The following is a 20658-nucleotide window of genomic DNA, read 5'->3' on the forward strand; positions in this document are numbered from 1 at the left end:
GCAAGCCCCTCCCACATTGGATTGGGTTTGCAGGCTTGGATCCTTAGATCCTTAGATCCAACCACTGCTTTGCATGGCCTTGTACACCGCCACGATCGCCAGGACGAAAAACGCCGTAGCTGCCAGTCGACGAATCAAGGTCAACGGCAATTTTTCCGCGGCAAAATTCCCCGCCAGAACCACCGGTACGTTGGCAATCAACATGCCCAGGGTGGTGCCGATAACCACCAACCACAGCTCAGGGTATTGCGCCGCCAGCATTACCGTGGCGATCTGCGTCTTGTCGCCGATTTCGGCGAGGAAGAACGCAATCAGGGTGGTCAGGAACGGCCCGAACTTGCGCGTGGTGCTGGCTTCGTCATCGTCGAGTTTGTCCGGCACCAGGGTCCACAGCGCCGTGGCGCAGAAACTCGCGGCGAGAATCCAGTGCAGCACCGCATCCGAGAAGAAACTGCCGAACCAGGCACCTACGGCACCCGCAGCGGCATGGTTCGCCAGGGTCGCGGCGATGATGCCGGCGATGATCGGCCAGGGTTTGCGAAAGCGTGCGGCAAGGATGAGCGCGAGCAGTTGGGTCTTGTCGCCGATTTCGGCCAAGGCAACGATTGCGGTAGGGACGAGCAGTGAATCCAGCATCAGGTAGGTTTCCAGGGGCGGGTCGACACGGCTATGACACGTACAGCCTTCCCGCCCCGGGTAAGGTGTGCGTGTCATAGGTCTTGTCAAACCCCGGTCCGTCTGAGCGGACACCTGGGTCGCATACGCCATGGTCTGCTGACCAAGTATGTTGACGTATGCCGGACGAGCGTGGCGCTCGTGGGAGACTACTCCCCTAGGACGGAGCGGATTCTGCCTAGGCAAAATCCATTCGGCAAGTGTTCTTTTGCAAACGCCGATCAGCTGCGCTTGGCGCGATAGATGCGAAAACCATTGCCTTCGGCCTTGATCGCACACACGCCCAAGTGCTCTTCGATCAGCGGCTGGTACTTCAGGAAGCTGTTGGCAACCAGTCGGAGTTCGCCGCCTTTTGCCAGGTGTTTCGCGGCTTTTCGCAGCAAGTTCTCCGTGGCGAAGTAATCGGTGTGTACCCCGACATGGAACGGCGGGTTGCTCAGGATCGCGTTCAAGCCCATCGGCGCGGCATCGATGCCGTCTGCGGTCAGCACGTCGGCTTCCAGACCGTTGGCCGCCAGGGTCAGGCGGCTGCTGGCGGTGGCGAAGGCGTCCACATCCAGCATCGTCACCGTATTGTGCGGGTAGCGACGTTTGACCGCCGCGCCCAACACACCGGCGCCGCAACCGAAGTCCAGCAGGTGGCCGCTGGGCAGTTTGTCCAAATGCTCCAGCAACAACTCGGTGCCACGATCCAGGCGACCATGGCTGAACACGCCCGGCAGGCTCACCACTTTCAGCGGACCTTCGGCCAGCGGCACTTCGAAAACCTGCGCCAGGCTCTCCAGCTCCACCGCTTGCGGCGCGTTGGCCACGGTGACCTGCCACAACTGGCAGTGCCGTGCATTATCGAGTTTGCGCGGCTTGCCGAAGGGTATCATCTGTTTGGCGGCGCTTTCGATCCCGCCTTTTTTCTCCCCCACCAGAAACAGCTCGGCACCGGGCAGGCGTGCGGCCACGGCGTTGAGCAGATAGTCGGTGAGGTCCTTGGACTTGGGCAGGAAGATCACTGCTGCATCAAACGTGCGCTGCGGCACATTCACGCCGAACTGGCTGCGCTCGGGGAAACGTGCGTCGAGCGCAGCCTGGTCGCCGGCATGCCAGCACCAGCCGTGGGCGTTGGGCAGGCGGCCGAGCAAATCGTCGGCAGGCAACCCCACCAGCAGCAGGTTGCCTTGAAAAAGTTCGGCCTGACGAAGCAGTACTTCACTGCGCGGATCCATGGTCTGCTCCTTGAAAAGGGGCGCAGTTTATCAACTGACGACGCGCAGCGGGGCGCCGCTGAAAAAGCCGCGGGCGTTTTCCGCCAGTTGGCCGACAATCCGCTGCCGCGCTTCGCGACTGCCCCAGGCGTTGTGGGGCGTGACGATCAAGCGCGGGATATCATCGGCCAGCAGCGGGTTGCCATGCACCGGGGGTTCGACGCTCAGCACATCGGTCGCCGCGCCGCCCAGGTGGCCATTGCGCAAGGCGTCGGCCAGGGCCTGTTCGTTGATCAGGCCACCGCGCGCGGTGTTGACGATAAACGCGCCGGGCTTGAGCAACGCCAGCTCGCGAGCGCCGATCAAGTCGCGGGTGTGTTCGTTGAGCGGGCAGTGCAGCGTCAGCGCGTCGACCTGCGCCAGCAATTCATCCAGCGGCATGCGGTCGGCGCGGGCAGGGCGCCCGGGAATGGCGCCGAGTATGACGCGCATACCGAAGGCCTCGGCCAGCCGTGCGACGGCGCTGCCCAGTTCGCCATGCCCGAGCAAACCGAGGGTTTTGCCCTCCAGCTCGACGATCGGGTGGTCCAGCAGGCAGAACTGCTTGGCGGCTTGCCATTTGCCCGCGCTGACATCCCGTTGATAGTCCTTCAGCCGCGTCGCCAGGTTGAGCAGCAGCATGATCGTATGCTGTGCCACCGACGGCGTGCCGTAGCCCTGGCAGTTACTGACGGTGACGCCATGGGCACGGGCGGCTTCAAGGTCGACGTTATTGGTGCCGGTGGCCGACACCAGGATCAGTTTGAGTTCGGGGCAGGCGGCCAGGGTTTCGCTGTTGAGCGCAATCTTGTTGCTGATAGCGACCTGGGCGCCTTGCAGGCGTTCGACCACATTCTGCGGGGTGGTCTGCTCAAACAGCTGCAGCTCGCTGAAACAGTTGTGCAGCTCACTGAGATCGAGATCCCCCAGGTCGAGGGATGGGTGATCGAGGAAGACGGCGCGGCGATTGTTCGTCATCAACTGTACCTTTTGTGACAGGGTTCGAAGGCGTAATCTGCCGAGCCTATCAGATGAAATAATCCGTTACTTAATGGAGTGAGTATGTACGTCGCCGAGTTTTTGACCGTGGCCTTGATTCACCTGCTGGCAGTGGCCAGCCCCGGTCCGGATTTCGCGGTGGTGGTGCGCGAAAGTGTCACCCACGGCCGCCGCGCCGGGACCTGGACCGCATTGGGCGTGGGCTCGGCGATTTTCCTGCACGTGGGGTACTCGTTACTCGGCATCGGTTTGATCGTGTCCCAGTCCATCGTGCTGTTCAACGCGCTGAAATGGGCGGCGGCGGCCTACCTGCTGTACATCGGCTTCAAGGCCCTGCGCGCGCAGCCGGCCAAGCCAGCCGCCGAGGGCGAGCTGCACCGCGAAGTCGGCGAACGCACCCCACGCGGGGCGTTTACCGCAGGCTTTGTGACTAACGGTTTGAACCCCAAGGCCACGTTGTTCTTCCTGTCGCTGTTTACCGTGGTGATCAACCCGCACACACCGCTGGCGGTGCAGGCGGGTTATGGCGTGTACCTGGCGGTAGCGACGGCGGCGTGGTTCTGCCTGGTGGCGATGTTGTTCAGCCAGCAGCGGGTGCGTGCAGGGTTTGCGCGGATGGGGCATTGGTTCGATCGGACGATGGGGGCGGTGTTGATTGCCATCGGTGTAAAACTGGCGTTCACCAGTATGAAATAAATGATGTTCTCTCATTGAGGACAGTCCAAATGTGGGAGGGTGCAAGACCCTTCCACATTTGATCGCTATCGGCTTTGAGTGGTGGCGCAAAGCTAGCATCCAGCAGTCCCTACAAATCATTCCTTTGGCTGATTTGGTCGGCACCTAACGTCTCTACAGTGCAGGTCTTCAAGCCGAGACCGTGCAGTCATAAAAAGGGATTCGTATGTTGCAGACCCGTGTTATCCCGCCCGCCGAAGGTGCGTACCAATATCCGCTGTTGATCAAACGCCTGCTCATGTCCGGGGCCCGTTATGAGAAGACCCGGGAAATCATCTACCGCGACAAGCTGCGCTACACCTATCCGACCCTGATCGAGCGGGTCGCGCGCCTGGCCAATGTGCTCACCGACGCCGGGGTCAAGGCCGGTGACACCGTTGCCGTGATGGACTGGGACAGCCACCGTTACCTGGAATGCATGTTCGCCATCCCGATGATCGGCGCGGTGATTCATACCATCAACGTGCGCCTGTCGCCGGAACAGATTCTCTACACCATGAACCACGCCGAGGACCGCTTTGTGCTGGTCAACAGCGAGTTCGTGGGGCTTTACCAGGCGATTGCCGGGCAGCTCACCACCGTCGACAAAACCTTGTTGCTGACCGATGCGGCCGAGAAAACCGCTGAGCTGCCGAACCTGGTGGGGGAGTACGAAACCCTGCTGGCCGCCGCCAGCCCGAAATACGATTTCGAGGATTTCGACGAAAATTCCGTCGCCACCACCTTCTATACCACCGGCACCACCGGCAACCCCAAGGGTGTGTACTTCACCCATCGCCAATTGGTGCTGCACACCATCGGTGTGGCGACCATCATGGGCAGCGTCGACAGCGTGCGCTTGCTGGGCACCAACGACGTGTACATGCCGATCACGCCGATGTTCCACGTGCATGCCTGGGGCCTGCCGTATGTGGCCACCATGCTGGGCCTGAAACAGGTCTACCCCGGGCGTTACGATCCGGAATACCTAGTGGAGCTGTGGCGCAAGGAGAAGGTCACCTTTTCCCACTGTGTGCCGACCATCCTGCAAATGGTGCTCAACGCCAAGGCCGCCCAGGACGTGGACTTTGGCGGCTGGAAAATCGTCATCGGCGGCAGCGCCCTCAATCGCACGCTGTATGAAGCGGCCAAGGCCCGTGGGATTCAACTGACCGCCGCGTATGGCATGTCCGAGACCGGGCCGCTGGTGTCCTGCGCCCATCTCAACGATGAGCTGATGGCCGGCACCGAGGACGAGCGCACCACTTACCGCATCAAGGCCGGAGTGCCCGGGCCGTTGGTGGAAGCGGCAATCATCGACAGCGACGGGCATTTCCTGCCCGCCGATGGCGAGTCCCAGGGCGAACTGGTGCTACGTGCGCCGTGGCTGACCGAGGGTTACTACAACGAGCCGCAAAAGGGCGCCGAGCTGTGGGAAGGCGGCTGGATGCACACCGGCGACGTGGCGACCCTTGATGCGTTTGGGGTGATCGATATCCGCGACCGCATCAAGGACGTGATCAAGACCGGCGGCGAGTGGATCTCGTCCCTGGCTCTGGAAGACCTGGTCAGCCGCCACCCGGCGGTACGCGAAGTAGCGGTGGTGGGCATCGCCGATCCGCAGTGGGGCGAGCGCCCGTTTGCGTTGCTGGTGGTGCGTGATGGCCATGTGATAGGCGCCCGTGAACTCAAGGAGCACCTCAAGCCGTTCGTGGAGTTGGGCCACTTGAGCAAGTGGGCGATTCCAAACCAGATCGCCATTGTTACTGAAATTCCCAAGACCAGTGTCGGCAAGCTCGACAAAAAACGTATCCGCGTCGACATCATTGAGTGGCAGGCCAACAACAGTACGTTCCTCTCTACCCTTTGATACCTTTTGCCGTGCCCGTTCGGGCACGGCAATGCTCTATCTCGCGGCTTCACTTGTGATTTGCCGATTTTCAGCCATCCTTGCCGCGTCGGCCTTCGTCGACGTGGCAAAAGGGCTGTGGCAGACGGGTCGGTGATGCAAATCACACTTTAGAGGGATCAAGCGGTACCCCCTGCTGGCTATAGTCCCTCTCAGAGTTTTTCAAGGATGTTGCGCTTCGAGCCATGGGGGCTCGGTTGCCGGGCGGCATTGGAATCGTTGTATTCCGGCCGTTACATGCATCACCGAAAGAACTCACTGCCATAACAATAATGCACATGGAGTAGCGTCGATGACCTCAGTAAATCAGTTCTGGCGCCGGGCAAGATTGCCCCTGGCCGTCAGTCTCGCTTCTACGCTCGCCGGGCCGGCATTCGGCGTCAGTTTCAATATCGGTGAAATCGAAGGGAATTTTGACTCCTCTCTTTCCGTGGGGGCCAGTTGGTCGACAGCCAAGGCCAACCGCGATCTGATCGGCGTCAACAATGGCGGCAAGGGCTTGTCCCAGACCTCCGATGACGGCCATTTGAACTTCAAGCGCGGTGAGACGTTCTCGAAAATCTTCAAGGGCATCCATGACCTGGAACTGAAATACGGCGACACCGGTGTGTTTGTACGCGGCAAATATTGGTATGACTTTGAACTCAAGGACGAAAATCGTGAGTTCAAGGACATCAGTGACAAAGGCCGTCCTATGGGCGCCCGGTCTTCCGGCGGGGAAATTCTCGACGCCTTCATTTATCACAACTACTCGATTGCCGATGAGCCCGGTTCCGCGCGTTTCGGTAAGCAGGTTGTAAGTTGGGGCGAAAGTACCTTCATCGGCGGCGGCATCAACTCCATCAACCCGATTGACGTAGCGGCGTTCCGTCGCCCGGGTGCCGAGATCAAGGAAGGCCTGATTCCGGTCAACATGTTCTATGTGTCGCAGACACTGACCGAAAACCTGTCGGCGGAAGGCTTCTATCAGTTGGATTGGGAGAAGACCGTCACCGATAACTGCGGGACATTTTTCTCCCAGGCGGACGTCATTACAGGCGGCTGCAATGACAACCTGCGGTTGCTCAGCAAGCGCTCTGTGATAACCGCAGGCGGTGGTTTGCCGCTGATGAATCAGTTTGGCGTCAACATCAACGAAGAAGGTGTACTGGTCAAGCGCGGCTCTGATCGCGACGCGCGTGATGGCGGGCAGTTCGGTGTAGCCATGCACTACAACTTCGAGCCGCTGGACACGGAGTTCGGCGCTTATTTCATGAACTACCACAGCCGTGCGCCGATTTTCAGCGCCAAGGGCGCATCGGCTGCGACTTACGCCGCGGCTAACGCATTGACGTTCACGCCAGCCAGTAGTCTGCGTCCACTCATCGTGGCCGGTAACTCCAGCTACTTCGTCGAATATCCAGAAGACATTCGCTTGTACGGTTTGAGCTTCTCGACAACCTTGCCTACCGGCACAGCGTGGAGCGGCGAGATCAGCTACCGGCCGAACGCGCCGGTTCAGCTCAACACCACCGACATCTTGTACGCGGGCGTTACGCCGTTGATAGGCTTGAACGGTGCTTCCCCGCTCAAGGGCGCCGCCGGTCAGGATCTGAATGGCTACCGCCGCAAGGAAATCACCCAGCTCCAGACCACCTTTACGCACTTCTTTGATCAGGTCATGGGCGCCAGCCGGCTGACACTGGTGGGCGAAGTGGGGCTGACCCACGTCGGCGGCCTGGAAAGCAGCTCGAAAGCGCGCTACGGGCGTGATCCGGTATTTGGTCCTGGGGAAGGCCCACTGTGCGCGACGCTCAACGCGGGAACCATTGCCGGTGCGGGCGCAGGTACAGACCGCAGTAACCTGACGGCCAACTGCAACAATGACGGCTTTACCACCGCCAACTCCTGGGGCTATCGCGGCCGGGCAATCTGGGAATACCCGGATGTGTTCGCGGGTGTGAACCTCAAGCCCAACGTGGCCTGGTCCCATGACGTCAGCGGCTATTCGCCAGGCCCTGGCGGCAACTTCGAAGAAGGTCGCAAGGCTGTCAGTCTCGGCCTGGATGCTGAATACCAGAATACCTACACCGCGAGCTTGGCCTACACCAACTTCTTCGGCGGTAAGTATTCCACTGTGGACGACCGTGATTTCATCGCCCTCAGCGTCGGCGCCAACTTCTAAGCACACTGCATTTCAGGAAGAACCAGAACATGAAAATAACTAAAAGTCTGTTGCACGTCGGTGTGCTTGGGCTGTCGATCCTGGCGAGTAACGTCATGGCGGCGGTGTCGGCGGATGAGGCCGCCAAGCTGGGCACGACCCTGACCCCGATGGGCGCCGAAATGGCCGGTAACGCCGCAGGCACCATTCCCAAATGGTCGCCGTTGCCGACGAATGCCGGCGCCGTCGACGCCCGTGGTTTCCTGGCCAACCCTTATGCCAGCGAACAACCGCAATTCACCATCACCGCGCAAAACGTCGAGCAATACAAAGACAAGCTGGCGCCGGGGCAGTACGCGATGTTCAAGCGCTACCCGGACACCTTCAAGATGCCGGTCTACCCGACCCATCGCGGCGCCACCGTACCGGCCGAGGTGTTCGCCTCGATCAAGAAGAACGCCACCACCACCAACCTGGTGTCCGGCGGCAACGGCCTGGAAAACTTCGAAACCGCCGTGCCGTTCCCGATTCCGAAAAGTGGCGTTGAAGTCATCTGGAACCACATCACCCGCTATCGCGGCGGCAGCGTGACCCGCCTGGTGACCCAGGCCACGCCGCAGACCAACGGTTCGTTCAGCCTGGTGTATTTCAAAGACCAGTTCGTGTTCCGCGACAAAATGAAGGACTTCGACCCGAAAAACCCCGGCAACGTGCTGTTCTACTTCAAGCAGCAAGTGACCGCGCCGGCACGTCTGGCCGGTGGTGTGCTGCTGGTCCACGAAACCCTCGACCAGGTGAAGGAACCGCGCTCGGCGTGGGTCTACAACGCCGGCCAGCGCCGTGTACGTCGGGCGCCGCAAGTGTCTTATGACGGGCCGGGTACCGCCGCCGACGGCCTGCGTACCTCCGACAACCTCGACATGTACAACGGTGCGCCGGACCGCTACGACTGGAAACTGGAAGGCAAGAAAGAAATCTACATCGCCTCCAACAGCTACAAGATCGACGATCCGAAACTCAAGTATGTCGACATCATCAAGGCCGGCCACATCAACCAGGACCTCGCACGCTACGAGCTGCGCCGCGTGTGGCATGTGGTCGCGACCCTGAAGGAAGGTCAGCGCCACATCTACGCCAAGCGTGACTTCTTCATCGACGAAGACACCTGGCAAGCGGCCGTGATCGACCACTACGACGGTCGCGGCCAACTGTGGCGCGTCGCCGAAGCCCATGCCGAGAACTACTACGACAAACAAGTGCCGTGGTACGCCCTGGAAACCCTCTACGACCTGCAGTCCGGCCGCTACCTGGCCCTGGGCATGAAGAACGAAGAGAAACAGGCGTATGACTTTGGCTTCACCGCCACCACCAGCGACTTCACCCCGGCGGCCCTGCGCCAGGACGGTGTTCGCTAAGCTGCACGCGTAGCCAAATGTGGGAGGGGGCTTGCCCCCGATAGCGGTCTGACAGCCAAGAATTCTATTGGCTGCCCCAGCGCAATCGGGAGCAAGCCCCCTCTCACATTTCTTGTCGCAGTTCTTTTTCAGGCAAATGTTGCAAAGATCTACAAAACCGCCGCTTTTACCGCTAGTCTGCGGACATCTGCAATGCCGACAACAGCCTTCTACAAGAGCCCGGCGATGACTGATCTGTCCCGAATCCAGGGGCCTGCCAGCGCGGTGATTCCGTCCCTGGAAGGTCGCTTCTACAGACCTCCGCTGCCTGACGGCTACGTGCTGCGACCGCGCCTGTGCGAACGGCTGAGCGCTGGCCTGGAAGGGCGATTGCTGCTGGTCTGCGCGCCGGCGGGGTTCGGCAAGAGTTCGCTGGCGGTTGAGTTCTGCCAGAGTCTGCCCGCCCATTGGCAAAGCCTTTGGCTGGGCCTGAGCCCACGGGATAACGACCCCGGGCGTTTCCTCGAGCGCCTGCTTGACGGCTTGCAGCAATACTTCCCGCAACTGGGGGCGCAATCCCTGGGCCTGCTGAAAATGCGTCAGCGTCATCAACCGTTTGCCTTCGAAGAATGGCTCGATGGCTTGCTCGATGAGCTGGCGCTGCAGTTGTCCACGCGTGCGCCTTTGTTGCTGGTGCTGGATGACTACCATTTGGCCCAGGGCCCGGTGCTTGACCGCTGCCTGCAGTTTTTCCTCAATCATTTGCCCGATGGCCTGCTGGTGCTGGTTACCAGTCGCCAGCGCCCCGACTGGCACCTGGCGCGCTTGCGCCTGTCTCGGCACCTGCTGGAGCTGCATGAGCAAGACCTGCGCCTGACCCACGCCGAATCCCTGGCGGTGTTGGATCGCCACAGCAGTTCGCTGCGCGGCGAGGCGCTGGATAACTTGATCCGCCGCAGTGAAGGCTGGGTCGCCGGTTTGCGTTTCTGGCTGTTGGCGGCCTCCGAAGCGGGGAATGAAGGTGCCTTGCCGCAAAGCCTGCACGGCGGCGAAGGCTTGATACGCGACTATTTGCTGGAAGAAGTGATTGATTGCTTGCCGGCGGAAGTCCAGGCGTTCCTCTATGAAACCGCCTCGCAGGAACGCTTTTGCAGTGAACTGTGCGACGCCATACGCGATGCCCACGACAGCGCGGAAATCCTGCGTTACTTGCAGGCTCACCAGGTATTTCTGGTGCCGCTGGACGAGCAGGGGCACTGGTTCCGTTATCACCATTTGTTTTCCGACCTGCTGCGCACCCGGCGCGCGAGCAGCGCCGTGCTGCCGCCCGCCAGCCTGCACCTGCGCGCCTGTCGCTGGTTCAACGCCCAGGGGCTGATCGATGAAGCGGTCGAGCAGGCGTTGCGCGCCGGTCATCTGGATGTGGCGGCGAACCTGGTGCAGAACCTCTCCGAGGAGCAACTGCTGGCCGAGCAGAACGTCGGCATGCTCCTACGCTGGAAAATGGACTTGCCCGACAGCCTGCTGATCAGCACGCCCCGGTTGATCGTGCTGTACAGCTGGGCCTTGGGCCTGGCCTGTCAGTTGGATGCGGCGGAAGAACTGTCGGGCTACCTCAGTCGCTTCCTGCCGGCACCATCGGCCACTGCGCAGAAGTCGATGCTGGCGCAATGGCTGGCGCTGAGCGGGATCATCGCCCGGGGCCGAGGCGACCGCGAGCTGACCCAGCGCTATTGCAGCGAAGCCTTGGAAAGCCTGCCGCAGCGCCGTTATGGTCAGCGCCTGATGTGCCTGTCGACCCTCTCCAACCTGGCGATCGTCGATGCCGACCTGTGGCGCGCCCGTGGCTTGAACCGCGAATCCCTCGAACTGGCGCAGCGTGTCGGCAACCCCCTGTTCGAGGCCCTGGCCCATTACGACCGCGCGCGGGTCTTGCAGGCGCGGGGTGAAATCCTGCGCTCGCTGGATGAAGTGCGTCAGGGCCTGCAACGCTTGCACGACCTTTCGCCCCAACGGTTGTACGCCGTGCGCGCCCGATTAGCGCTTTACGAAGGCTACCTGCTGCTCGCGCGTTGTCAGCCTGAAGCCGGCCTGGTCCGCCTGCGCGCCGGTCTGGCCGAAGCCCGCGCCTGCCGGGATATCAGCGTGCTGATCGGGCATTGCGTGATTGCCAACTTCGAAGGGCGCCGCGGCGACTTCGCCAAAGCCTTCGCCGAACTGGCCGAGGCCGAACGCCTGATGCACATCTGGGACGTGCCGCCGATTTACTACCTGGCAATGATCACCCTGATCAAATGCGAGCTCTGGTTGGCCCAGGGGCGTACCGACCTGGCCGACGCCTGGCTGACCCGCCTGGGGCAAACCTACAACGGCGCACACGCGGCGGCGGCCCCGGAGTTTCACCCGCACCTGCCGCAGCATATCGAGCTGCAGCAAGCCGCGTTGGACGCGATCCGCCATCAACCGGCGGCAGCCTTGCAGCGCCTCGAAGACCTGGCGCAACACGCTCATGGCAGCGGGCGCCAGATGATTGCCCTGATGGCGCTGACCCAGCAGGCGCAGTTGCTGCTGGAGAGCGGCCAGGAGGCCAAGGCGCGCGAGGTGTTGGTTCGCGCCCTGGAAGCCGGGGCCGGGGGCGCGCTGCAACCCTTCCAGCGCCTGCTTGAAGGGTATCCCGACTGGATGCGCGATCAACTCGGCCAAGACCCCCATGGTTTATTGAACCAGAGCCTGTTGGCGCTGCTGCCGGCCGTTGCTGTCAGCGAGCCGGCGCCCAACCATGAAACCCTGAGCGCCCGCGAGCTGGCGGTGCTGCAACTGATCGCCCAGGGCTGTTCGAACCAGGAGATCAGTAACCGCCTCTTCATCTCCCTGCACACGGTCAAGACCCACGCCAGCCATATCAACAGCAAGCTCGGCGTGGAGCGGCGCACCCAGGCGGTCGCGCGGGCGCAGGAGCTGCGGTTGATTGGTTAAAGCCGGAGTCCGCTGGCGAGCTTGCCTGCGTTGAGGTGCGACGCCGCTCCAGTCTGGTTTAATAGTGCAATCATTCTGGCGGCAGTCGCCCGGAAACCCTATGCCGTTTGCACGAGAGGACCGTTCATGGACACCGCAAAGCCGACCCTTTTCCGCGAAACCTTCCCCGTCGGCCCGTTGCAGTGCAACTGCGCAAATCACTGATTTTTCAAGTGACTGATTCTTCTGAGTTTATCTGGTTTTTTTCTTTTGTATCAATAGCTTGGCTGTGAGCAGTGCATTGCATCGTTTATCGGTGTTTTGCAGGTTTTTGCAGTCTAGGTGTGCCAAATTTGTGCCGAAGCCTGGGTGCTATTTCCATGCGGCTGGCCGGCATCCCCGTCACTGAACTAGCTGCTGATTGCCCAAGGCCCTGACTCCTTGTTTATCCACCAGCAGCCCCTCGATTGGTAAGAAATCTTCGCAAACCGTACCGTGAGTGCAGCAGTGTGTTGCACGAGTCTGGCGGCATTCGCAAACCAATGCAGCCATGAGCACGATTCGTGATCTGGCTGAGACGAGTGCCAGGCCATGCAAGCTCTGCTTACCGTTGATCAGCTTTCCATCTATCTGCAAAAATCAGTCGCGAGCATCCGTAGCGACGTTACGCGCAATCCCCTGGCTCTTCCGCCGATTTGTCGATTGCCCGGCACCAAGAGGCTGCTGTGGCGGGTAGAGGATGTCGAGCAGTGGCTGGCAGAGCATGTTGTCAGTGTGGATGCCATTGCTTCCACTATGCCCCAGGAAAAGACTCGACGCGGGCGGCCGAGCAAGGCCGAGCAGGTTAGCCGTCAGCGGCGCTTGGTTCGATGAGCCGAGAGGTTTCAGTCTCTCCGGCTTCGCTTGCGGCACGAGTGGAGCGTATCCGCAGATCTGTGTCGGTTAAGGATCTGGCTAAGCCTGCTCCTCGACAACTGTTCTTGCCTGGTCTTCACGAGATTTACCGGGCCATGCCGAACCATATTGCTCGCTCCAGCTTATTTGCCCCTGTGGCACGTGGGCCCAAGCAGATGCACAAGGCGAGCGTGCTGGTCAGTCGGAAAGATGCAGTAATCGCGTTCTGGAGCGAGCATCTCGATGAAACCCAGGCCGATGTTTGGATGCAAGTAATGCACGAGCTCGCAAAATATCCGCTGGGCGAACCTGTACCAGTCAATCGTGCCAGGCTGCTGAAAGCCATTGGCAGGAAGACTGGAAACTACGAGTACCAATGGTTGCATCGAGCGATGGAGGCTCTGGCCTTTGCGATGCTTGTTATCGAGACGACCAAGCAAGGTAAACCTAAGCTTGAAATCGGTAAGGCCGAGACCCTACACATGATCGACAAGTTTGCATATGACCCAGCGCGTGAGTGCTACACGATCACCATCGATCCGAGGTGGCGGCTCCTCTATGGCAATTGCGAGTATGCGTTGATCGATTGGGAAAAGCGGCTGCAGATTCGCAAGGGGCAGGACATCGCCAAGGCTTTGCAGCGATTGGTGTCGACATCAGATGAGCGTGTGCAGCGCTTCCGTTTGAGCTGGCTGAAGGAGCGTCTCCAGTACTGCAGCCCAATGTGCAAGTTCAGGCTGTCACTCAAGGCTGCCATGCAGGAGCTGGAGCGCGTTGAGATCATCGCAGCGGCGCGCATCGAAATGAGCACCAAGGGAGGGGGAGGAGCAGGCTGTGTGGGTACGGCTGTAGCTCGGCTCAGCCATCGGGGTTGCATTCCATCAGCATCGGGGTTGCATTCCTCCCCTCAGGTTGAAAGCCCCGGCTGGCGCGAGCTGCAGGGGTGTCGAATGCTCCCTACCTTTCTTCTACCCTATATTTACCTGGTAGGCCTGTGGATAACTTCTTCTCCAAGCAGGTAATCCAGGGGGTATTGATCGCATCCCGTCACGACTACAAGCGTGCATACTCTAGCGAAGTGACCCAGGTAGGCTTAGAGGTAATCCGTGCCCTTTCTATCTCGATGATCTCTTGCCGGACGCCTTCGTAAACCCCTAGTTCAGTAAGAGTGCTTTGGACTTCCGCTGTGTCTAAATCTTCAAGAGCGTGCTGATATGCACTGTAGGCCATTGAAAATCCATTGCCGTCTGAGAATCGAGAGTAAGGGTCGGTAATTGATAAGTATCTATATGTTGAAGCTGATGCAGGTAGATTGCTTGCTCCATGCACGAGTTTTCTCATAAAGAAGCTTTTAATTGCGTTATCTAAAGAGTCTTTCTCTGATAGGTTGCATGTTTTCTTGATGCTTGCAGATAGTTTAATATGATTTCCCCATAGAGAAGTCCATAGTCCTTCAGGGCCATCTGAGTACTTTCTTTCGACATCTCTGAATATCTTGCCAAGCATTTTAAGTATCTGGGCAGGGTGTCTGCTGACCTGGCCTTTGAAGTATTTATATAAGCGGTTGGAGTCGACAAGGTCTGGCCAGTTTAAGCCAGTAGATCTCTCTTGAAGCCATATGCTGAATTGGTGGGGGTTGTGAACACCAACTTCAAGTCTCAGTATATTCATAAGTGAGATTGTTCGGAGTTTTAGTTGATCTTTATATTCTGTAGAAACTGTCATCTGCGATGGCCGTTTTGCGTCGTTTTACGGCCAATATATGCATCGCCTATTGCATAGGTCAACAGTGCTTTGCCGTGTGATGCTATGGATATTTCATGCGCTTCCTAGGTGCAATTAAGTGGTATGAAAGTGACGAGATAAGTGCAGTCTGGTGACTGAAAAGATGCACGATGGGTGCAGGCAGTGACGTAAAAAAGTACTAATTATTGCAGGCAGTGACGATCTAGTGCTTGGCTGTTAAATTCGGATTTAGGGCAGGATGTGTGAGGTAGGCCTACCGGCCACCTCACCATCTGCTTTATTCGCCTTCGGCTCAACAGGAATTAATGATGGGACACGATGAAGAAGTGCAGTCTGGCGGTGGGCTGCATGCGTTTGACGCTGCCACCCACCTTAAGGACGAGGAGACCATACGAGCCTACCTGCAGGCCGCGCTTGATGATCCAACGCCAGGCGCGCTATGGGTTGCCCTAGATAGCGTGGCGAAGGCTCGTAAGAGGGGATTAGTGCTGATGCCTGCGAGATAGCAAGGCACTTGAAATAAACTCAAGACCTTCAGATCTTTCAAAATTCCACTCTATTGCCCCGCCTCTGGGGTGCTCAAAAGTTCTTTTGTCTTCTCCGTAATATCTGTCAAGAGAAAGTGGGCAAAAAGCTACAAGCCTCGAAAATAGCTCGCGAAAATATCCGTTCGAAAATTTGGCTGTGCTGCCAATAGTAAGGAGTCCGGAAACTATGTATGAGGGATGATTGTTTGAGGGGGTTGCGCCAGATTGCTTAATTTGAAAATTATTGTAAATGTCTGCGGCTTTGGATTGGTCCCAGAACGACCATATAGAGCAAACTATTATGGGGAGGTTGCAGTCTGCTTCTCGATCGTATAGCAGTTCTTGATCCCATTCTGGTGTTATGTCTTTTAGCTTTAATGCTGTGGTGTCTGCGTTTGATTCGTATGAAAAGTATCTTGGGAATCTATTGATAGCCTCCCGTATAGCTTCATTAAAGAAACTTGCGTGTGCGGCATTCGTTAAGGAGTCATTTGCGTCGCGGATAACTTTATTTTTATCGATTTTTCCGCCGTGGATTCCGCCAAATGGCCCTGTTAGTTGCCAGCTATCTTTTCCTGTTTTCTGTAGGTCGGAGATTTTGTAGTGTTCTATCGGTACTACAAATCTACGGAAGAGATTGGCATAGCTTTCGGGAAAATAGCGGGCGGTAAAAACCCAGCCGAGCGCATTGTCTAAGCTGAGAAGAATAGATTCTATGTCGGTGTTTTTGTATATTTCATAGTCGAAGCTGAGTTTTGGATTTTGTTTGTACCCCTCGAATTGCGATATTAGCCCTGAAGATGGTGCTGTAGAGTAAAAGCCAATGAAGAGGTCGCAACTGTTTGCGGAGATCGCCTCAAGCGCATTGCACTCTATTTCCGGAGAGATGGCGGTGTCGGTGTGGGCTAGGTGCTTGCAGCTTACAAGTGCAATCTTGTTATTAAGTTTTATTTTGAGATCTAAAAGGTTGTCCGGGCCTCGTCGCATTCTGGTTATTAATTCTGCCCTCATTATTTGACAGAAGAATTCCTCTGCGAATTTTTCAAAAGCATCCAGGTCTTTGCTTTCCAAACCCTTCTTAGGGTTTTTCGTTGGCCTTTCAATCTCGCGAAAATTTAAAATGGCCAAAACACGCTCCTTGGACTGGTGCTGATTGATAAGTGGTTGTGAGGCGGGTTGGGCTGTATCGAGTTTTGTAAGAGTAAAACCCTATGCATGATTTATTGCTTGGGGTGTTTGTCGAGTGACTAGTTCGCCGTGGTTTTTTTCTGAATTTGGCATGCGAATCCCCCAGGGGTAAGGGTTCTCCTTTTGAGCTTGCTGATATTGGTAGACTATTAATTCAGGCATGTTGCGAGCTGCATAACATGAGCCAAGTCTGATGGAGAGAATACTTGGTGCGGCTAGGATGAGATGTATTCTATTTGTGCCTTTGGATTTTAGGGCGGCTACAGTGTTCATGAAATCTTGCATGAGCTTCTGGATAGATGTCTCGCTGATCACCAAACCAGGAGCTGGATTTTCTATCTTGAGTTCAACAATATTAACTCCAGGAAAGGCGGCTGTGAGCTCTAGGCGATCGATGGGGTATGAGACCGAAAAAGCTAAGACCACGTCTTGGTATACTAGCTCATAGTTTACAGGCAAAGAGTCGGTCAGATCGGTGCCCTCATCCGGTGATACCCACGCCGATGTCTTTCTATTCCAGTCAAGCCAATGAACTTTGCTTTCTGCTGCTAGTAGGTTTCCTGTGAGAAACAAGAGAGGAACAGGTGCTAGCCCTCCAGCATAGACGCTCAGATCTTCGCGGTCTCTGCCATCTTTGAGTTGCTTGAGACGAATGGGGATTAGATTGACGGCACTTACAGCTTCTTGCTGTTGTGCTGTTGTTCCTTGAACTAGCTGGCGTACATCAATGAATATGGATTCTCTTCGGCCGAGAGCTAGGGAGGGGATCGCACTTTGAAGTGGACTATCCGCGGTTTGACTCAGTCCGCGCAGTTCTAAGGCGATCACTAGCTTTCTGCGCTGCTCCTGAAATGTAGTCCAGGCGAAGTATAAGCCGACTGCAATGAGCAGTGCGCCGACACCTAAACATGCGGCATTGACCCACCACTCTGCTTCGGTTGTATTTATCTCTCCTGCGAAATAGCTGCCATCAGCGGACTCTTTACGGAAAACTAATTTTGCGGCGAGCCATGGCCCGCTCAGCATCAAGGTGACTCCGGAGCTGAGAAGTAGACCTGCTGGAGTCTTTCGAAAATATAAGGTGGCTAGATCAAGTATGCGATCCGTCAAACGAGCAGATTTCATGGTTTAAAATGCCCTAGAAGAGTGAGTGGTCGACCTGCGTGCGCATACCAGCAGCCGATAGTTTGTATGCCTACAATTAGATAAAGGAGGCCATTGCAGTCAAATTTGCCATTTCTTAATACGCGCTCACAATCACTGATGTCGGTATTGGAAGGTGTTGGGTTAGCTTCAGGATGAGTATGCCAAAGGCCTAGCTGTGTGCCTTTGCCATTTGTTTGCGTGTTCCAGAGTTCGGCTTCTCGTTGATGCCTCTCGCTTCTGAAAAAGCTTGTTCTGGAGCGTTGGTCTCCCGGCCCAGGGACTGTAAGCTCCTCGGCCAATAAACCATTCGTATCGCTATCGACGAACCCCAAAATCAAGCCGCCTGCCTCTTTCGAGTAGAAGCGCTTTTGCGACCAGCTGAAAAGCTTCCTTATCAGATCCGGCGACAGAGATCCGCAGGCGCCTTCTTTTGCCTCCCAAACGACATGCCCACTAGTCAAACGCTGCAGCATGGACACCTCGGCTGGGCGAATTCGGATGGCGTGATGTCCGAGGCGATGCGTCGGGTGCGCAGGGCTTCGTATGTAGCAGAGGGCTGTATCCCTTCCTCTTTGGCGAGAGCCGCTTCCCCCGCCCAGCGTGAGTAGAGGGGAACATTGGTTAGTACACGCTCGGCAGCCAAGATCGCTGTCCGAGTTGCGTCTAGTGCTGAATAGGGTGTGAAAGCGCCGCAGCCCGTCAATTGGCGAGTTACTTTTTGGTCAGGCGCCATGAGAGCGGTGCGCATACTAGGGAGGGAGTGCTGCGTGTCCGGATCTATGTACAGGCAGTCCAGGCATCCTGGAGTGCCTGGGCGCATAGCGATTGCGTGCCCGCCCAAGCCAGCTGCTTCAACACTTGTAGATACGATCAATGATGGCCACTTCTCTCTGAATGCTCTTCGAGCGATGGAGCGTTCGAGAGTCGAGTTACCGGTTGCAAGCACGATAGCGTCAGCTCCTGCTAGCTCTCCTTTAGCCAGCACTGTTTGAACGCTAGTCGCTCTAGCTTCGATCTGAACACCAGGCATCCGTTCTTTCAGAAGGGTTGCCAGCTCATCAACTTTGGGCTTGGAGATCGACTGTTTACCAAGTACATGCCTGCCCAGGTTGTCGGGGCTGAATTTGTCATCGTCCACGAGAGTGATTTTGTTAACCCCCGCTAGGGCAAGATGTTCGGCCACGCGTGACCCTATAGAGCCACAGCCGGCAATAATGACGTGGCGCATGACTGGTTCTCCGCCTGTGCGTTGGATCAAATACTCATGATCCTGCCGCTGTAGGAGATACGTGGATCGCATCTTTGCTGGGCGCAGCCCCCAATAGAGCAGCAGTAATGAGTGCCCAAAGCTGCTAGGCACACGCAGAACTAGGCCCCGATTTTTTGGCGCGATGGCAATAGCGCTCTGAGAGGGTGACAGTCTGCTGAGGAATGCGTCCCACCAGTCATTTCCCCACTCACTCAAAAGCCCATAGACCTGATGGATGGTGACATCAAGGAGTCCTAAACGCTCTTGATGGCAGGTGGATAGCTTTGTTGTTCCTTGATTAACTCGGCACACCTTTGGCGTGATGGGGCCGCTTCTGCCTCTTCTCATGAAGGCGACTTCGGCATAAAGGGCCTTGGTGGTATCGAGCCTCTCGTCGAGGATTGCTGACGATGAGCCGTCATTGCGCAAATAGCCTTCCAGTTCATCAGCAAAGGCAAGCTGGCGCTCAGCCTCCGCCATGGCGGAGCTGTGGGCGAGCAATCTGGTTGCCTCTTGAAGTAACCATTCGATTACTCCAGGCACATCCTCTGGGTCGTACTCCAACCCCTCACGATCACTTACGCATACATCGCCTGTGCAGCTGACGTGAGGCCACCCCCAAATTGGTGTTGGCCTGCGCCAATAGACGACAGGAAGTTCATCAACGTTCCAGCCGACTGTGACTAGTCGCAAGGGCCATATCTGTCCCTCTCTATCAAGGGTGATGTCCCACGTAGGCACTTGAAGCTTTTGATCGAACGCAACGATTTCTGCGCCAAGCTCTCGTAGCGCTAGCTCAACCTTGGCGATAAAAGCTTTTTGGGCCTCGGTCAAGCGGAGCGACCAGAAGTGCTCACCCCCGCGGAGGTTTGCTTGGTAGTGTCGGACTTCTCTGGAACAGGGAAGTCTTTGCCAAATTTTTTACTCAGTATTTTGCAAGCTTCATGGGTATCGGCCTGTGCATCCGCTTCGTTTAAGGCATCGCGCAGCTCTTCAAGTCGGCTCTTGAGGTCGGCCATTTGGACGTCTGTCATCCGCTCGAAGAGATCGCTGTAAGGTGCAACTGGAAGATGGACCTGTAGGCGCGAGCCCATCCACCTGGCCAGCATTGCATCTACTAGATCCCGCAGTGCAATCAGGTCTATGGGTTTGCCATCGATGCTGTCATAGCGAGGTGCGAACCAGTTGTAGGCCGCCACCGTCAGACCGATGCTCGGGGTGTTTTTGTGGCCGATTTTCTCATCTCGCCACCGCTTGAGCGCTCGGACACATCGGCGGAACTGGTCGCGGTCGCTACCAGAGAACTGGCTGGTGATCTTCTCTGTAAGCTCCCGTGCTTCGGACGGTTTCCACTCCCTGTCAGCTAGTGGAGTGCTTTCTCTGCACCAGGCGATTTGAGTTTGTCCGGCGGCGTTCGAGCAATAAACGGCAAGGTCGATGTGATGGAGGGGAGCTTCGTCTCTGTAATAGGTGACGGTCACACAGGGGCGGCGAATGTTAACAGTGCGGTTGTGCCGCACTAATGCTTCGCGAACGTACTTTTTCAAAACCAGAGGATCGGGGTAGTCGCTAGGCGAGCATTCAAAGAGGACGCCTATGTCCATATCTGGATTGCCATCCAGCGGATGGATGCCTGTGTCCAGCGCATAGCTACCCTGAGTGAATGTTGTGTAGGGAGGCGCATCCGCACTGATGTTTTTCTTCAGGTCGGCAAGCAGGGTATCCCTTCTATCACGGAGGTCCTGGCTGCTGTCGTAGCCGAAAAGAATCGTCCGATGAAAGCTTTCAAACTGGGTTTGCGCGCGAGCCATTTGCTGTCCTCCTAGATCGTTCACTCGCACATGGGGGTATGGCGCTATGATTTCAAGGTGACACCATGCG

17 protein-coding genes and 1 riboswitch are annotated in these 20658 nt (G+C 57.2%); of the genes, 8 read left to right on the forward strand and 9 right to left on the reverse strand.

Annotated features, from left to right (window positions below; all coding sequences use genetic code 11):
- Nucleotides 1–51: 51 nt before the first annotated feature.
- The 3 genes from RGV59_RS10540 to RGV59_RS10550 all read right to left on the reverse strand — a co-directional run bounded on the left by RGV59_RS10540 (nt 52) and on the right by RGV59_RS10550 (nt 2891).
- A complete protein-coding gene (locus RGV59_RS10540) occupies nt 52–636 on the reverse strand; it encodes a TMEM165/GDT1 family protein (protein ID WP_017845951.1) in 585 nt (194 codons plus the stop codon).
- Between the two features lie 89 nt (nt 637–725).
- Nucleotides 726–845, reverse strand: a riboswitch (yybP-ykoY riboswitch).
- 51 nt (nt 846–896) lie between these two features.
- Nucleotides 897–1895 (reverse strand): class I SAM-dependent methyltransferase, encoded by a 999-nt coding sequence (locus RGV59_RS10545; protein ID WP_126585790.1) that lies wholly within the window; start codon nt 1893–1895, stop codon nt 897–899.
- Nucleotides 1896–1925: 30 nt separating this feature from the next.
- Nucleotides 1926–2891: a 2-hydroxyacid dehydrogenase gene (locus tag RGV59_RS10550; protein WP_017845949.1), complete on the reverse strand. Its 966-nt coding sequence runs from the start codon at nt 2889–2891 to the stop codon at nt 1926–1928.
- 84 nt (nt 2892–2975) lie between these two features.
- On the opposite strand from RGV59_RS10550, the gene RGV59_RS10555 reads away from it, so the two are divergent.
- The 7 genes from RGV59_RS10555 to RGV59_RS10585 all read left to right on the forward strand — a co-directional run bounded on the left by RGV59_RS10555 (nt 2976) and on the right by RGV59_RS10585 (nt 13943).
- A complete protein-coding gene (locus tag RGV59_RS10555; RefSeq protein WP_017845948.1) occupies nt 2976–3608 on the forward strand; it encodes a LysE family translocator in 633 nt (210 codons plus the stop codon).
- A 205-nt stretch (nt 3609–3813) separates the two neighbouring features.
- A complete protein-coding gene (locus RGV59_RS10560; protein WP_126585789.1) occupies nt 3814–5496 on the forward strand; it encodes a fatty acid--CoA ligase in 1683 nt (560 codons plus the stop codon).
- Between the two features lie 331 nt (nt 5497–5827).
- Entirely contained in the window at nt 5828–7699 is a 1872-nt protein-coding gene (locus RGV59_RS10565; RefSeq protein WP_017845944.1) for a DUF1302 domain-containing protein, read from the forward strand.
- Nucleotides 7700–7728: 29 nt separating this feature from the next.
- Entirely contained in the window at nt 7729–9093 is a 1365-nt protein-coding gene (locus tag RGV59_RS10570) for a DUF1329 domain-containing protein (RefSeq protein ID WP_017845943.1), read from the forward strand.
- A gap of 225 nt (nt 9094–9318) precedes the next feature.
- Complete coding sequence (locus tag RGV59_RS10575; protein ID WP_102617125.1) at nt 9319–12048, forward strand: LuxR C-terminal-related transcriptional regulator; 2730 nt, start codon at nt 9319–9321, stop codon at nt 12046–12048.
- A gap of 570 nt (nt 12049–12618) precedes the next feature.
- Nucleotides 12619–12900 carry a DNA-binding protein gene (locus RGV59_RS10580; RefSeq protein WP_126585788.1) on the forward strand — a complete coding sequence of 94 codons (282 nt, stop codon included), beginning with the start codon at nt 12619–12621 and terminating at the stop codon, nt 12898–12900.
- Between the two features lie 137 nt (nt 12901–13037).
- A complete protein-coding gene (locus RGV59_RS10585) occupies nt 13038–13943 on the forward strand; it encodes a hypothetical protein (RefSeq protein ID WP_322246944.1) in 906 nt (301 codons plus the stop codon).
- 31 nt (nt 13944–13974) lie between these two features.
- On the opposite strand, the gene RGV59_RS10590 is transcribed toward RGV59_RS10585, so the two are convergent.
- Nucleotides 13975–14646: a hypothetical protein gene (locus RGV59_RS10590; protein WP_126585787.1), complete on the reverse strand. Its 672-nt coding sequence runs from the start codon at nt 14644–14646 to the stop codon at nt 13975–13977.
- Between the two features lie 329 nt (nt 14647–14975).
- On the opposite strand from RGV59_RS10590, the gene RGV59_RS31690 reads away from it, so the two are divergent.
- A complete protein-coding gene (locus RGV59_RS31690; RefSeq protein WP_416152039.1) occupies nt 14976–15173 on the forward strand; it encodes a DNA-binding protein in 198 nt (65 codons plus the stop codon).
- Here RGV59_RS31690 and RGV59_RS10595 read toward each other — a convergent pair.
- The 5 genes from RGV59_RS10595 to RGV59_RS10615 form a co-directional block, all read right to left on the reverse strand.
- Nucleotides 15150–16322: a hypothetical protein gene (locus RGV59_RS10595; RefSeq protein WP_126585786.1), complete on the reverse strand. Its 1173-nt coding sequence runs from the start codon at nt 16320–16322 to the stop codon at nt 15150–15152. The two genes, RGV59_RS31690 and RGV59_RS10595, sit on opposite strands and share 24 nt — an antisense overlap.
- A gap of 81 nt (nt 16323–16403) precedes the next feature.
- Nucleotides 16404–17507 carry an SAVED domain-containing protein gene (locus RGV59_RS10600; RefSeq protein WP_126585785.1) on the reverse strand — a complete coding sequence of 368 codons (1104 nt, stop codon included), beginning with the start codon at nt 17505–17507 and terminating at the stop codon, nt 16404–16406.
- Entirely contained in the window at nt 17504–18001 is a 498-nt protein-coding gene (locus RGV59_RS10605) for a Mov34/MPN/PAD-1 family protein (RefSeq protein WP_126585784.1), read from the reverse strand. Before RGV59_RS10605 ends, RGV59_RS10600 begins: the two co-directional genes overlap by 4 nt.
- Nucleotides 17986–19611, reverse strand: a complete 1626-nt coding sequence (locus tag RGV59_RS10610; protein ID WP_126585783.1) for a ThiF family adenylyltransferase — start codon at nt 19609–19611, stop codon at nt 17986–17988. The genes RGV59_RS10605 and RGV59_RS10610 overlap by 16 nt, the downstream gene beginning before the upstream one ends.
- A complete protein-coding gene (locus tag RGV59_RS10615) occupies nt 19608–20588 on the reverse strand; it encodes a cyclic GMP-AMP synthase DncV-like nucleotidyltransferase (RefSeq protein ID WP_126585782.1) in 981 nt (326 codons plus the stop codon). The genes RGV59_RS10610 and RGV59_RS10615 overlap by 4 nt, the downstream gene beginning before the upstream one ends.
- Nucleotides 20589–20658 lie beyond the last annotated feature (70 nt).

The sequence above is a fragment of the Pseudomonas sp. FG1 genome (assembly GCF_034313875.1).
GTDB classification, from domain to species: Bacteria; Pseudomonadota; Gammaproteobacteria; order Pseudomonadales; family Pseudomonadaceae; genus Aquipseudomonas; species Aquipseudomonas veronii.